Annotated in this window: 10 protein-coding genes; 2 read left to right on the forward strand and 8 right to left on the reverse strand. The window is 57.3% G+C overall.

Annotated features, from left to right (window positions below):
• Positions 1-16: 16 nt before the first annotated feature.
• From JWR17_RS19745 to JWR17_RS19765, 5 genes are all read right to left on the reverse strand, one after another.
• Entirely contained in the window at positions 17-949 is a 933-nt protein-coding gene (locus tag JWR17_RS19745; protein ID WP_299833971.1) for an ABC transporter permease, read from the reverse strand.
• Positions 946-2,631: an ABC transporter substrate-binding protein gene (locus JWR17_RS19750; RefSeq protein ID WP_299833972.1), complete on the reverse strand. Its 1,686-nt coding sequence runs from the start codon at positions 2,629-2,631 to the stop codon at positions 946-948. The genes JWR17_RS19745 and JWR17_RS19750 overlap by 4 nt, the downstream gene beginning before the upstream one ends.
• Positions 2,628-4,316, reverse strand: a complete 1,689-nt coding sequence (locus JWR17_RS19755) for an ABC transporter substrate-binding protein (RefSeq protein ID WP_299833974.1) — start codon at positions 4,314-4,316, stop codon at positions 2,628-2,630. The genes JWR17_RS19750 and JWR17_RS19755 overlap by 4 nt, the downstream gene beginning before the upstream one ends.
• 76 nt (positions 4,317-4,392) lie before the next feature.
• Positions 4,393-6,609 carry a TonB-dependent receptor gene (locus JWR17_RS19760; RefSeq protein ID WP_299833975.1) on the reverse strand — a complete coding sequence of 739 codons (2,217 nt, stop codon included), beginning with the start codon at positions 6,607-6,609 and terminating at the stop codon, positions 4,393-4,395.
• Between the two features lie 219 nt (positions 6,610-6,828).
• Entirely contained in the window at positions 6,829-7,758 is a 930-nt protein-coding gene (locus JWR17_RS19765) for an AEC family transporter (protein ID WP_299833976.1), read from the reverse strand.
• Between the two features lie 101 nt (positions 7,759-7,859).
• Here JWR17_RS19765 and JWR17_RS19770 point away from each other — a divergent pair, with 101 nt between their 5' ends.
• Positions 7,860-8,735 (forward strand): LysR family transcriptional regulator, encoded by an 876-nt coding sequence (locus JWR17_RS19770; RefSeq protein ID WP_299833977.1) that lies wholly within the window; start codon positions 7,860-7,862, stop codon positions 8,733-8,735.
• Between the two features lie 162 nt (positions 8,736-8,897).
• Positions 8,898-10,382 (forward strand): helicase HerA-like domain-containing protein, encoded by a 1,485-nt coding sequence (locus JWR17_RS19775; protein WP_299833979.1) that lies wholly within the window; start codon positions 8,898-8,900, stop codon positions 10,380-10,382.
• A 399-nt stretch (positions 10,383-10,781) separates the two neighbouring features.
• Here the strand turns inward: JWR17_RS19775 and JWR17_RS19780 are convergent, their stop codons facing one another.
• The 3 genes from JWR17_RS19780 to JWR17_RS19790 all read right to left on the reverse strand — a co-directional run bounded on the left by JWR17_RS19780 (position 10,782) and on the right by JWR17_RS19790 (position 14,871).
• Complete coding sequence (locus JWR17_RS19780; protein ID WP_299834070.1) at positions 10,782-11,414, reverse strand: VacJ family lipoprotein; 633 nt, start codon at positions 11,412-11,414, stop codon at positions 10,782-10,784.
• Between the two features lie 89 nt (positions 11,415-11,503).
• Positions 11,504-14,131 (reverse strand): MMPL family transporter, encoded by a 2,628-nt coding sequence (locus JWR17_RS19785; RefSeq protein ID WP_299833981.1) that lies wholly within the window; start codon positions 14,129-14,131, stop codon positions 11,504-11,506.
• On the reverse strand, positions 14,125-14,871 hold the full coding sequence (locus JWR17_RS19790) for a purine and other phosphorylase-like protein, family 1 (RefSeq protein WP_299833984.1): 747 nt from the start codon (positions 14,869-14,871) through the stop codon (positions 14,125-14,127). The genes JWR17_RS19785 and JWR17_RS19790 overlap by 7 nt, the downstream gene beginning before the upstream one ends.

The raw sequence follows: 14,871 nt of genomic DNA on the forward strand, positions 1-14,871 counted from the left end.
CTTAAGTAACGAGGCTTCATGACTCGACCACTCGAGGGTCGAGAAAACTGTTGAGAAGGTCGACGACCAGATTGACCACGACGTAAATCAGGGCCACCAGCAACGTGATACCCAGCACCAACGGGATATCTTTATTGGTGCTGGCCTCGATCATCAGCCGGCCGAGGCCTTGGCGGGCGAACAGGGTTTCGGTGATCACTGCACCGCCCAGCAGGCTGGCAAAAATGAAACCGGACAGGGTTACCAGCGGAATCAATGCATGGGGCAGCGCATGGCGCAGGCGTACGCCGACGTCGGACATACCCCGTGCGCGGGCCATGCTGATAAAGGGTTGTTCCAGCACATCCTCCAGCACCTGACGCAGCACTTGGGTAAGCACTGCCATGACCGGCAGCGCTAGGGTCAATGTCGGCAGGACCATGGTTTTCCAACCCTGGGAGCCGGCAGGCGGCAGCAGGTGAAACTGAAACGAGAAAATCAGCAGCAAGACGATACCGAGGACAAAGGTCGGAACCGAGGTCAGCATCAGCTCCGAGCCCGAGGAAAACGAACGGATCCAGCGCGCCCGATGGGCTGTCGTCAATGCAAGAATCAATGCCGAAATGACTGCCAACACCGCCGCACATGCAGCCAGTTGCAGGGTTGCACCGACTTGTTGAGAAATCGCCCGCACCACGGGGATACGCAACCGGTATGAACTGCCGAGGTCGCCTTCGGCCACGCGCCCGATATAGCGTCCGTATTGCACGATCAAGGGTTGGTCGAGACCGTATTCAGCGCGTACTTGCTCCAGCACTTGCGGGGTCGGCAGCGCGTCCGGGCCACCGAGAATGGCCAGGGCGGTGTCGCCTGCGGTGACATTCAACGCCACGAACGACAGGGTCGCTGCGCCCCATAACACCAGGACGCCCGCCAGTACCCGCCAGACAATGCGCTTGAAGATTTTCATTTTGATTCCTTGCTGTCGAGCCAGACTGAAGTAAAGAACGGCGTGTTGTGCGAGGTATCGAAAATCACGCCTTTGACCGAACGCCGGTACGCCACCAGCGTATGGTTTTCGTACACCGGAACCGCTGGCACCAAGTCAGTCAGGCGCTGTTGAGCCTGGCTGTAGAGCAGCCGCAAACGTTCCGGGTCCTGGGTTCGGCGGGCTTCGCTGAGCCATTGATCGAGCTGAGGATCTTGCAGGCGCGAGGTGTTCTGACCGGTGTAGCGGTCGGAGTTGATTTGCAGGCTGTGGTAGAGGATGTACAACCCATCCGGGGTGTTGGTGTGCCAATAACCTGAGCCCATGGCCTGATAGCGATTGGCGTTGCGCCGTTCAACCCATTGCGTGGCCGGCACCTGAACGATTTTCAGCTCAAAGCCGACCTTTTTCAGGTCAGATTGCACCGCTACCACATCGACGCCGGTAGACAGTGCGCTTTCCATGGTCAGCACTTCAGCACTCAGCCGTTGGCCGGCCCGGGTGCGATAACCTTGAGCGTCACGTTCGGTCCAACCTGCTTCGTCCAGCAATTGGTTAGCCTGTTTAACGTCATAGCGCAGCGCACCGGCGAACGCCGGATCGTAATACGGCGTGGTCGCTGACAAGAAGTCAGTCTTGGTGCGGTATTCACCGAAGCCGACAATTTGCGCGATGCCTTCCCGGTCGATGGCCAGGGCTACGCCTTTGCGCACCCGCACGTCATCGAACGGCGCCTGGCTAACATTGAAAGTCAGTACCCGCGTCGGATTGCCCAGATTGACCCGGCTCTTCAGCACCAGGTCAGGGTCGTTGCGGATAGCGGCTGCGGTCTGCGGCGGCGCATCGATGGTGAAGTCATATTGCCCAGCCGCCAAAGACGAATAACGAATCATCGCTTCCGGCACAAAGCTCAATTCGACACCTTGTAAATATGCCGGTCCTTGGTGCTGAATAAGCGCCGGCGCCCAGTGATAATCATCGCGACGGGTAAAGCTGACGCCCTGTTGGCGCACGTAACGGGTGACCACGAAGGGTCCGCTGCCGACAGGATGTTCGGCCAGGGCGGCAGGATTTTCGAGGATCGCCTGCGGTGACATCATGCCCAGCCAGGACTGCGCCAACACATTCAGAAATGGGGTATAGGGTTCACTCAGATGAGCTTCAAAGGTGTACTCATCGATCACCTTGCCATCCACATAGGGCGCGATATAAGCAGTGGTCATCGCCGCCTTGGTTGCCGGGTCGCGAATACGCTTGAGGTTGACCTGCACCGCTTGCGCGTTGAATCTGGTGCCATCACTGAAGGTAACGTCGTCGCGCAGGTGAAACGTGTAGGTCTTGCCGTCAGTTGAGATGTCCCAGGATTTCGCCAGCCACGGTGTCGCGTTCCCCTTCTCGTCTTGATAAACCAGATTGTCGAACAGCATGCGTCCCAGCCACTTGGGGTTGGTGCCGGTGATCAAGTGAACATCCAGGCTGCCCATGTCGACGGCCGCCGTAACATGCAGCACACCGCCAGATTCGCCGACGCCTTGCTCCCGGTAATCGCTGGCCGGGTAGTTGACCGGCTGGCTGTTGTCGCCGCTGGCTGTTTGCGATCCAGGGTCTGCTGCCGGGGAGCAACCCACCAGTGCAGCCAATCCAAGCACCAACAGCGACCTCATGAACCTTTCCCCAGCCACACCGTGGTAAATATTGGCGTGTTATGTGAAGTGTCATAAACGATCCCTTTGACCTGCTGGCGGTGCGCGGTCAACGAGTAGTTCTCATACAACGGCACTGCTGGCACCAGCTCGGTCAGACGCTGCTGAACCTTGCTGTAAAGGCCCTGCAATTTGGTTGGGTCAGTGGCGTGGCGGGCTTGGGCCAGCCAATCATCCAGTTGCGCATCCCGCAGGCGGGCAGTGTTCTGGCCGATGCGTTGCGGCGAGATGATCTCGCCACTGTGATACAGAATATAAAGACCGTCCGGGGTATTGGTGTGCCATACACCGGAGCCTACCGCTTGATACAGGTTGGCGGCGCGACGCTCGAGGAGTTGCAACATCGGCAACTGGACAATACGCAGCTCAAAGCCAAGCTTTTTCACATCAGATTGAATGGCCACCGAATCGGCAACCGGGCTGATACCTTCGGCCAGTAACACTTCGGCGCCCAGGCGTTGACCGTCTCGTAGCCGATAACCAGCGGCGTCGCGCTGAGTCCAGCCTGCTTCGTCGAGCAGTCGATTAGCGGTGGCTGGATCGTAGGCCAGAGTCTTGGTAAAAGCCGGATCGTAATAGCGGGTGTTGGCGGCGAGAAAGTCGCTCTTGGGTGTGTATTCGCCGAAACCGCTCATTTGCACGATGCCGTCTCGATCGACTCCCAAGGCAAACGCCCTGCGCACCCGTACGTCGTCGAACGGCGGTTTGGAGGTATTGAACGTGATGCCACTGTTGGGGTTGCCTTGACGGATTCGGCTGTCCATTACCAGACTTGGATCGTTGCGAATGGTCGCTGCGTTCTGCGCTGGGGCATCAGTAGTCAGGTCATATTGCCCGGTAGCCAGCGAGCTATAGCGAATCATCGCTTCAGGCACGAAATCGATCTGGATTTTTTCCAGATAAGCCGGCCCCTTGTGACCAATGAAATCCGCAGCCCAATGGTAGTCACTACGCCGGACCAGGCTGATGCCCTGCTGACGTGTGTAATCCTTGACCACAAACGGCCCGGATCCTACGGGCGCCTCACCCAGTTTGCTTGGGTTTTCCGTGATCGCCCTGGGCGACATCATCGCCAGCCAAGACTGCGCCAGTACATTAAGGAAAGGCGTGTACGGCTCTCTTAAATGGGCTTCGAAAGTGAAGTCGTCAACCACTTTGCCATCTACATAAGGCGCGATATACGCGGCCGCCAATGGCGAATGCGTGGCTGGGGCGCGCATGTGCTCCAGGTTCACCAGAACCGCGTGCGCGTCGAAACGCGCGCCGTCGCTGAAGGTGACGTCATCGCGTAAATGGAAGGTATAGGTCAGGCCGTCAGCGGAAATAGCCCAGGACTTTGCCAGCCAGGGCGTGATATTGCCCTTGTCGTCCAGGTACACCAGATTGTCGTACAGCAGACGCCCCAGCCATTGCGCATTGGTATGTGAGATCGCGTGCAGATCCAGCGAGCCGGTGTCCGATTTCACCGAAACCCGCAGCGTGCCGCCGGCCACGCCCGGCACCTGTTCGCGATAACCTTGGGCACCGTCGGCCACCGCCGCCGTTTTAACGGATGCAGCAGAAGGATCGCTGGCCGGTGAACAGCCATACAGTGTCAGTCCCAGAGTGAGCGCAGCCACTGCGCGGAAATACCATCGGTTAATCACGGAATTGTCCCATCAAGGAAGTCGGGACGCAGCGCCTCGCCGTTGACGGCAAGGTAGCGACGCTTCTAGGGGGTTATCAGTTGAAGCGGTAACTCACGCCGCCGTAGATACCAAAGCCATCGCTCGGGTAGGAGCGCGCCTGGTCCACGCCTTTGTCGTCGTAGGCTGGACTGACCACGGTGGTGTAGTGCTGATCGGTGAGGTTACGAAAGTCCAAATAGGTCGCCCAGGTCTTCTTCGGCGAATTCCAGCCCAACGTGGCACCGAACACGTGGTAGGGCTTGGTGTAAAACGAGTCGGCATAGTCCACCGACATCTTTGACGCGATCTGGGTATTCACCGATGCGTAGACACCGTTGGAGAAGTCGTACTGCAACTCACCCTGATAGTAATGTTTTGGAATGCCCGGCAGTTCGTTGGTGCTGAACGCGTCGTCATTGACGAAGTGGAAATCGCTGTAGGTGTAGGCCTGACGCAAGGTCAACTTGTTGGTATCACTGCCCCGCCAAAGGATCGACTCAAGCCCGGCCTCAACCCCCTGGTGAATGGTTGAAGAGCCGTTGGATTCAGCAGTCAACGCAGCGGTGGTGCTGGTTGCTGGCACGACTTCTACCGACAGGAGTTCATGGTTAACTTTGGAGTAGTAATAACTCAGGCTCCATTGGTTGTTATCGAAGTTGCCGCGGGTGCCCAATTCGAAGGTGGTTGCCGTCTGGTTTTGCAGCCCCACGCCTATGCTGGCGAGTCCAGTGGCTGGACCGGTTGTAAAGCTCGGCGGTGTGCTGAGGATCTGCCAATCGCTTGGCGGCTCAACCGAACGACTGATATTTCCGTAGACTTGAAAGTTTGGCGTGAAGTCGTAACGCAGACCAATGCGGGGCGCATAGTCCCAATCGTTGTTTTTATAACGGTTGTTGGTGACGGGGTATTCGACCTCGGTCTCGCGTTTGGTGTAAATCGCCGACAGGCCAGAGGTCAGCCAAAGGTTATTTACCAACTCGGTGTCGTTGCTGAAGTGCAGCACGTTATCCATGCCTTCGTAACGTGCATCTCGAATCAGCGTTCCCACCGGCAACCCGGCAGTTGGCCCTACCGGAATCCGTACATAGGTGCGCTGGAAGCCGTCACCCGGTAAATGCTTGGTTGACAACAAGCCAACGCGGGTGGTGCTGGCGTGCCCGAACAGTTCGTCATCGCGGATGTATTGCACAGAGGTAGAAACGTCTTTGTAGCCCCACTTCGCCTGGTTCACCCCACCTTCAATGTCGATGGGATAGTCGTGATAAACCGCGCCCAGCTCCAGCCGCGAATTGTCGTCGAGGTGAATCGTGGTCTTGTTGGCGACCCACGTCGAACCGGGTTGCTCACGGGAAGCGTCCTGAGCGAAGTTGGTGGCGTTAGGCTGGCGAGAGTGATTGGCGATTTGGTCGCGAGTCAGCAGGCCACCGGTATCGTTATCGGTTTCGCGATAGCGCAGATAAAAGCGCGTTTCAATGTTGGCGTTGAACTTATAGCCAAAATTACCCGCGAAGCCTTTGCTCGTACCGTGGGTATGGTCTTGATAACCGTCCGACTGGGAGTCGGTCAGGCTGAAGTAATAATCGAAATCGCCGAGCACCTGGCCCGACGCTATTTGCCGTTTCTGATAACCGTAACTGCCCGCTTCGTAACGCACTTCCAATGGTGCAGCATCGTAACCTGTCTTGGTCACGTAGTTTATTGCACCACCCAAAGTCAGCGAGCCATAGTCGAAACCGTTAGCGCCGCGCAGGATGTCGGTGCGCGCCAGCCCTAGCGGTTCAAACAGTTCGTAAGGAGTGCCGCCGGGGCCGCTGACCGGCAGGCCATCGAACATCATGAACACGCCGGAGCGAAAGTAGTTAACGCCTTTGTTGATGCCCGAGCCACGAATGGAAATCTTGATGCCGTCTGCACCGCCAACTGACTGGGCGTAAACACCTGGCTGGTAAGCGAGTACATCCTGGTTAGTGGCGACTCGACGTTTTTCCACGGTAGCGGAGTCCACCTGAGCGGTACCACCGGGCACTTCATTGAGTGCCTGTCTGGCCTGCTCCTTTTCCGTCAGCTGTTTGGCTTGAACCACTACCGCTGCCAGACGCCGGGTATCAGCGGGGACCTCGGTCCCGCTGGCATAGCTGGCTGAATCAGCCCAGGCGTCGTGGGCCGTGCCCAGCAATAACAAACTCAAACTCAATACGCTCAGCGTACCGTTATAGATTTGCGGCTTGACGTGAATATAATTCCGCCCTGTTACACGCACAGACACCTTCACAGCGCTACTCCTACACATCAAACATCGGCTGAGGCTTATTCTTTAGAATCCCCGATGTGTGCAATTGCATGCGCCGTGCCAAACCTATAAAGCCAATAAAATCAATAGGTTGTGTTTATTGACCTACACCTTTCGATGTGACTGCCGGGACGAAGTGTCCAGTTGATGTCCCAAGAGCAACAGTCTAAAGACTGCTGTAGAGCTGGCTGGCTAGAATCTTCAAGGCGAAAAAAAACGAAGAATGAGCGATATGGACACCAGCGATCCCAATGTCGATAGCAGAATCGTCCGCGATATCACCCCTGCTTCACGACCATAATACTCCGCCAACATAAAAGGCCCTGTGCCGGTCGGCAGTGCACTTAATAACAATGCTGCATGGGCCCATAAAGGCGGAAGGTGAAATACCCGAAACGCGAGATAGGCCGTGATTAAGGGTTGTACGATCAGCTTTATCAACACCAGCGGCCAGGCACCGGTGACACGCCCGTCTTGTTTTTGCGCGAGAAACAGGCCCAACGAAATCAGGGCACAGGGGGTTGTCGCGCTCGCGAGCATGTCCAGAAAGTGCAGGACTGGCACCGCAAGCCCCAAGCCAGTTGCGGCCCAAAGCCCTCCCGCGATGGGCGAAACCACCAGCGGGTTTTTCGCCAATGCACGTAATACCGTCGCCATTGCCCTACCGATATGTTTTTCCTGCTGCAGTCCGATCTCAATGCATATCACCGACACCGAAAACAACCCGCAAACGACGATCAGCGAGGAAATCAGCGCTGGCTGAAGGCCCGGTGGCCCGAGTACCAGCAGACACAGGGGAATACCGATGTAACCGGTATTGGCATAGGAAGCACTTAACCCATCGATGCTCGCTTCGGCCAAGGAATGTTTTTTGACGAGGCGCCATATAAGCGTCGCGAAAAAGACTGAAAAAGCCCCGCCACTAAAAGCAAGTACAAACCCCGGCTGCCATATTTCCCCCCAGGTAGCGGTGGCCGTAGTTTTAAACAACAAGGCTGGCAAGCACAGCCATACTACCAGGCGATTAATTTCCGACGCCGCGGTCGGCCCGAGGCAGTTCGCTTTGCGGCAGAGGTATCCCACCAGAATTAATGCAAAGATCGGCAAGACGACAGCAATGATCGAATTCATACAGGGAGACGCCAGGATCGGGCAAAAGCGCCGAGCTTAAAGTTGACAACCCATGTTGTCTAATGCGTACTGAGTCATCAACCCATACGTCCGGCGTATCAATGATTGAACTCCGTCAAATTCGCCATTTCCTGGCCCTGTGTGAACACCTCCATTTCGGCAAGGCAGCCGAGTATTTGCACCTGACGCAACCGTCCCTGAGTCGCTCAATTGCGGCGCTGGAAGCGGAACTCGGGTCATCATTGTTCGCCCGCCATTCTCGTTCAGTCGTATTAACGACGGCAGGCAGGGAATTTCAACACCGTTCAAAAGAAGTGATAACCGGGCTCGACGCTGCAATTCGCCATACCCAGGCAACCGCACAGGGCCTACGGGGCGTACTGCGCGTCAGTTTCACGTCATTGGCGGCCTGGACCCTCTTGCCATCGCTCATAAAACGTTACATGGCCGAGTATCCGTTGGTCGATATGGTCTTGAACGAAATCTTGCCTAAAGATCTAACCGCAGCTGTGCAACATGGCGACGCTGATATAGCGTTGACCTTCCGTATAGACGCCACCGAAACCTTGAACTATCGCGCCCTGCTTCAGGAGCCACTGTGCGCAGTTATTCCAAGCGATCATCCACTGGCCGCGACAAATCCCATCGACTTAGGAGCGTTTCGACATGACTCCTTCATCACCTTCCCCAGAATCACGGCACCGATATTGTATGACGCAGTAATGGACTGTTGCCGGGCCGCAGGGTTACAGCCCGTGGTTAGGATTCAGACACAACTGCAACAAACCATCGTCAATTTAGTGGCCGAAGGTTTAGGCGTTTCAGTGGTCCCGGCCTCCATGCGTAAACTTCAACTGCCCGGTGCGGTATTTAAAGACATCGTCAATTCCCCGCAGATTGAATATGGAATGGTCTGGAAAAGCGGTAACGATAATCCTTGTCTGGCTACGTTCTTGCGACACGTCGAAGGCAACTAGAATTGCCGACTGCCGCGTCTAACAGGTGCTTTCCGTTGACTCGACTAATCTGAAAAGCCAAGGCTGATTACATTCAGCACTCTTTTGTCCCGCGCTTCGGGCATATAGGCGCTCATTGCCGGGACCTTTCATGAATTAACAGCATTTATGGACGGAGATGACATGCCGGATTCTCAACAGATTCTGTTTGGCTCGAGCCCGGATGCGCAGCCGGTGGGGCAAGCACTGCGGCTGGCGAATCGTCATGGCTTGATCGCCGGGGCGACGGGCACTGGCAAAACCGTGACCTTGCAGCGTCTGGCTGAAGCTTTCAGCGATGCGGGCGTGGCTGTATTCGCCGCCGATATCAAGGGTGACTTGTGCGGGCTTGGCGCGGCTGGCAACCCACAAGGAAAAATCGCTGAACGAATCGCCGGCATGCCGTGGCTCAATCATCACCCCCAAGGGTATCCGGTCACGCTGTGGGATGTGCATGGCCAGTCCGGTCATCCGTTGCGAACCACGTTGTCGGAAATGGGTCCGCTGTTGCTGGGCAGTCTTCTGGAATTGACCGACAGCCAGCAATCAACGCTGTATGCCGCCTTTAAAGTGGCAGACCGTGAGGGCTTGTTGTTGCTAGACATCAAGGACCTCAAGGCCCTGCTCAATCACCTTCGCGAACAGCCGCAGCTACTGGGCGAAGACAGCGCGTTGATGACCACTGGATCCAGCCAGGCGCTGCTTCGTCGGCTCGCGGTGCTGGAACAACAAGGCGCTGAAGCGTTGTTTGGTGAACCTGCCCTTCAGCTGGAAGACATTCTGCAACCTGCCAGTGATGGCCGAGGCCGTATCCACTTGCTGGACGCCAGCCGTCTGGTGCACGAGGCACCCAAGGTATACGCCACTTTCCTATTGTGGTTGCTGGCCGAACTGTTTGAGCAATTGCCTGAGCGAGGCGATGCCGACAAACCGCTGTTGGCATTATTTTTCGATGAAGCGCATTTGTTATTTGCCAATACGCCAAAGGCCTTGCAAGAACGTCTTGAACAGGTCGTTCGGTTGATTCGTTCCAAGGGCGTGGGCGTGTATTTCGTCACCCAATCGCCCAGCGATTTACCTGACACCATCCTCGCGCAACTGGGATTGCGCATCCAGCACGGCCTGCGCGCGTTCACCAGCAAGGAACAGCGATCCCTGCGCGCCGTGGCGGACGGTTTTCGCCCTAACCCCGAGTTCGACACCCTTGCGGTGCTGACTGAACTGGGCATTGGTGAAGCGCTGGTCGGCACGCTGCAAGAAAAAGGCACGCCGGAAAGGGTCCGGCGCGTATTGATCGCACCGCCGCAATCGCGAATCGGTCCGTTAAGTGAAGCCGAGCGCGCGGGTTTGATTGCTCAGTCGCCTTTGGCTGGACGTTATGACAAAGCAGTGGACCGCGAGTCCGCGTACGAAATGCTGTTGGCGCGCAAGGTGATCACCAAAGACGAAACCGTCGCGGCGGCAAAACAACCGAGCGGCGGACTTGCCGAGATGGCCAGCGGTTTCTTCGACGGTCTGGCCGGGCAAGCCATGAAAAGCGCTATGCGAACAGCGGCCAACCAAATCGGCCGAGAGTTGGTGCGCGGTTTGATGGGGTCATTGTTGGGTGGGGGTAAGAAGAGGAAGTAACTGGGCTCTTATCAAACGATACATAACTTATTGATTTTAAAAAATAATCTGTAGGAGCTGCCGAAGGCTGCGATTCGACCGGGAACCGGTCGCCCTCGTGAACCGCTGAAGGGGTGCCGGTCGCTGCGACCCCGGCCTATCGCAGCCTTCGGCAGGTCCTACAGCTTGAACTGCGCCCCAGCGCGGCGTCTGGACGACGGACGACCTCCTACAGATGAGTGACTCTCCTGTCCAGGCGTGGTCCCGGCTGAAGGAATGAGCCTGGTGCTGGCGGCGGCGCTATTTTCCATAACACTCAACCCCACGTTGTTCGTGGTCATTGGCCAATAAACATAGTGCGTCAGGTCTGACGCCTTCCCTAGATTCGGCGTGGGTCAGATAACGGGAACAATCCGTCCGTTAAAAATCATCCTGCACTTTGCCGTTTTTAACTTTGAATTCCCGTGTCTGCAAGTAAGCGTTACGGATAAACGTATATTTATCCCCGGTGATCAGTTTCTCGCTGGACAGCAAGCTGGCGCGTGTATCCACGACATCGAGGGCAAAAGCGCTGTTACGCACCGGGACGTCGTTTATATACGGGTACGGTGAAACGTAGGCGTCGGGGTATTTGGCAATACCGTCGCGTATTGTGCTGGGGCCGAAGAACGGCAGCATCAAATACGGGCCGGTGGGAAAGCCCCAGTGACCGAGGGTCAAACCGAAATCCTCGTCATTGCGCTGCAAACCCATTTTGGTCCCTACGTCGAAGAATCCGGCCACACCCAGCGTGGTGTTCATCAACAAACGAGCGGTATCGACCCCTGCGGCATGTGCTTTGCCTTGCAGCACATCATTGGCCAGGTTGCCGACGTCGCCGACATTTCTAAAGAAATTATGAATGCCGTCCTCTAAAAACTGTGGCGTGATGAACTCATAACCTTGCGCCAATGGTTTCAGGGCGTAGGTATCCAGGGTGTCGTTAAAGCGATAAATAACACGATTTACCCCCTCCCACGGGTCTTCATCAGCCGCTTGAGCCGCCAGCGGCATCAACGCGGCGCTGCTGATAAAACCCAACTGAGCCAGACAACGGACGACATTTCTACGGGTGATGGACATCGCTGAAACTCCTGGAGAGATCATGCTGGGACCGGTTTGGAAAGCCTATACAACAAGGCGGGAAGGAAGACAAAAGTCGAGAGCAAAACGGCAAACAGACTGAGCAGCAGCATCATCCCCATACTCGCCGTACCCGGATGGCGGGCGATGGCCAGGCTGCCGAACGCAGTGCCGGTGGTCAACGCTGAAAACAGGATGGCGCGGGCGGTGGCTGACCCGATGAACTGACGCATGCCGGTTCGCCAATTCATGACGAAGTAGACGTTGAACGATACGCCGACGCCGAGCAACAGCGGCAACGCGATGATATTAGCAAAGTTGATCGAGACCCCAAGCGCCCGCGCCAACAGGGCAGTCAGCAAGGCTGACATCAGCAGCGTGGCCATCACCAAAAGGACATCACGGACCCTTCGCAAGACCATTATCAGCACCGCAGCGATGGCCAGGGTGGCGTAAACCGCCGCGTGGGCAAACGCCTGCAGGATCGTGTCGGCCGACATCACGGTATCGAGCGCCGGGCCCACGGCCTGTGGCGCTACCGCCTGAACCGCTTGAACAAATGCACGCAGTCCCGCACTACTTTGCACCTGATCGCTTGGCGTTATTTGAACCCGCACACGGCCGTCGGCAGTGAACCAGTCTCGGGCAAGGCCGTCCGGCAGGCTTTTGCGAGTGATGGGCTGAGCCGACAGTGAATCGTTTAGCCGCTTTAACGTGTCCGGCAAAAACCGCGACAACGACAGGTCGGCCGCCATCAGGGCACCGTCCGGCGCCTGGGCCAGTTGACCCAGGGACGTACCGATATCCAGTAACGGGGAGTTGGGCTTTAACATGTTGGAGATACTGGAAATTGCAGCGCTGGTTTCGCTGGCGACCCTGCGTAACTCCGCGACGGTCGCGGGTGGCTTGAGTTCATGGGGGGCCAGCACTGAATACATCAGGTCCAGTGCCTGCTTGAGTTGCTCCAGTTTGTCGGGCTGATCGTCCGGAATAAAATCGGCACCGGAAACCACCTGCGCCACTTCTGGCAGCCCGGCAATTCGTGCCGCGAGCGCCCTGGCGTCAGGCAGATCGGCAGCAAGTACGTTCAGGGTGAAGGGGTGGGTGTTCGGGTCTCCCATCAGGGAGGTCAGGGTCTGCATCGCTTCCGTGTCCTGGCGTTTGGTATGCAGCGGATTCGCGTCGAAAGGCAGGGTCAATGCGCTCCAGAGTCCCGCAAACGCCAACAGCACAAACACGCAAAATACCCCCAGGGCGTTGCGTGACAGCCAACCGTCGACCCAAGCCCCTCCCGGCAATGCCACTTCGCCACGAGGCCGGCTATGTGCCAGTACACTTAGCAGCGCGGGCAGTACCGTCAACGTACACACCAGGGCTAGCAGCATCCCGATACCCGCAATCATCCCAAGCTCGGCCATACCGCTAAATGAGGTGGGAGCGAATGCCAAAAAACCGCACGCAGTCGCCAGGGCGGCTAGGCCGATCTGCCCGCCCACCTCATTACCGGTCCGCTGCAGCACGTCGGCGACTTTATGCTCCTGGCGCTGCAGGCTGCTGAAACGCACGGCAAACTGGATACCAAAATCGACTGCCAGGCCGATGAACAACACCGCGAACGCCACCGACACCAGGTTCAGACGGCCAACAGCAAACGCGGCAAAGCCCAGGGTGTAAATCAAACCCAACACCAGGGTCAGCATTACCGACAGCATCAATCGCCACGAGCGTAGCGCGAGAAATAGTAGAAAGACCACGAGCACAGCGCTACCTGCTGCGATGGGCAGCGCCCGATCTGTCAGTGATTGAAACTCCTCGTCTGACAGCGGTACCGAACCGGTGTAATTGATTTTGACCCGGCCAGCCCGCACATCAGGCAGATTTGCGGCGATTTTCAGCATCGCTTCGGTTGCGGCCTGCCCGGGTTCAAGGGCGCCGTGATCAAGGATTGGATGAATCAGCAGCAGCGCCTGACCGCCGTCGTGACCTGGGACGTTCGGCGTGAGCAGCGCCTGCCAGGACAGTGGCGGAGCGTTGTTAGCCAGTGCACCGCTCAACGTCGCCTCGATGTTGCCAAGCGCCGGGTCATAGTCGGACAGGTCCATGCCGAAGCTCACTGCCTGCACCATCATCCCCAGCGCGGTGAATAAGCCTCTGGCCGCGGGGTCACGGGCCAACGGCTCAAGTAGCTGCCCGGCCTTCAACATGCTGTCGATGGTGTTAGACAGCTCATCGGCGGACAGTAACAACAAGCCTTCGTGGTCAAAAAAGCGACTGATGCCAGGCGTAGTCACTGAGCGAAAGTGCTCTGGGTCGGCTACCAGCGCATGGGTCAGCGCTAGCGCCGTTTCCCGGGTTTCTTCTTCAGTCGGCCCCCGCACCACCACCGTCAAGGTGTCGCTGAACTGTGGGAATAGCGCGGCAAAGGCAAGGCTTTGCTGACGCCATGGCAGGTGCTCGGAAAACAGATGGTCCGAGTCAGTGTCAATGCTGAGGTCACGCACAGCCTCCCCTAGACTGAGCGCGGCCAGTAGCACCGCCAACAGCAGCGTAATAAAGGGATGACGAGCGCTGGAGTTCACCAGCCAACGGATGCTTGGATGCGCAACCGACGGTGAAGGCAACTGAATGTCGAGGTTGAATTTCACCATGCCGCTGTGCGCTGCAATGCAATGTCTGATTTAAATTCGGTTACAAACGGCGCCGCAGCAGCCAGTGCTGCCACGGCCTTATTCATCTGTGAGGCCAGCCCAGGCAACCGCGCCAGTATGTGGGGTCGGCGGATTAGCATCCAAACCAATTGCGTCAGTTGGGGGCGACCCCATGAATCAACTGAGCCTAGTAGCCCTTCAGGAACGGCATCGTCGTATTCGTCGACAACGGCGCGCAAGGCCAGAAATGGCAAACCGAATTGTGCCGCGACTGCGGCTACCGCAGCGCTTTCCATATCCACCGCCACTGCTTGGTAATGATGTCGGGCGACCGCCTTTTCGGCTGCGGTGAATAACGGTCTGGATACGCTGAGCAGAGTACCTTCAGGTTCCATGGGCAGCTGGGCGCTGACCAATCGGCGCTGGAGTTGATGACGCCATGGGACGTCAGCCGAGTAAACCCCACCGAGTTCGTCGAGAATGCGCTGCGGGCAGAACAACGTCCCGCTGGGTAAACCGCTGTCCAACGCCCCGCTAACGCCAAACGTCATTAGCGCCCTGGCCCCGGCTTTCACTAACGCCAACGCAGCTGTGCCCGCAGCTTCCGCGCCCATGCCGCTGAGCCACACACAACACCCGTCGTTCACATACACCACGCATTCGGGCTGTACCGAGCGCAGGGTCAACGCCGCAGCCTCTGCTTGCAACGCCACGACGATACCCATCGTTGTCAGGCCCAT

Source organism: Pseudomonas sp. (genome assembly GCF_028293835.1).
GTDB lineage: Bacteria > Pseudomonadota > Gammaproteobacteria > Pseudomonadales > Pseudomonadaceae > Aquipseudomonas.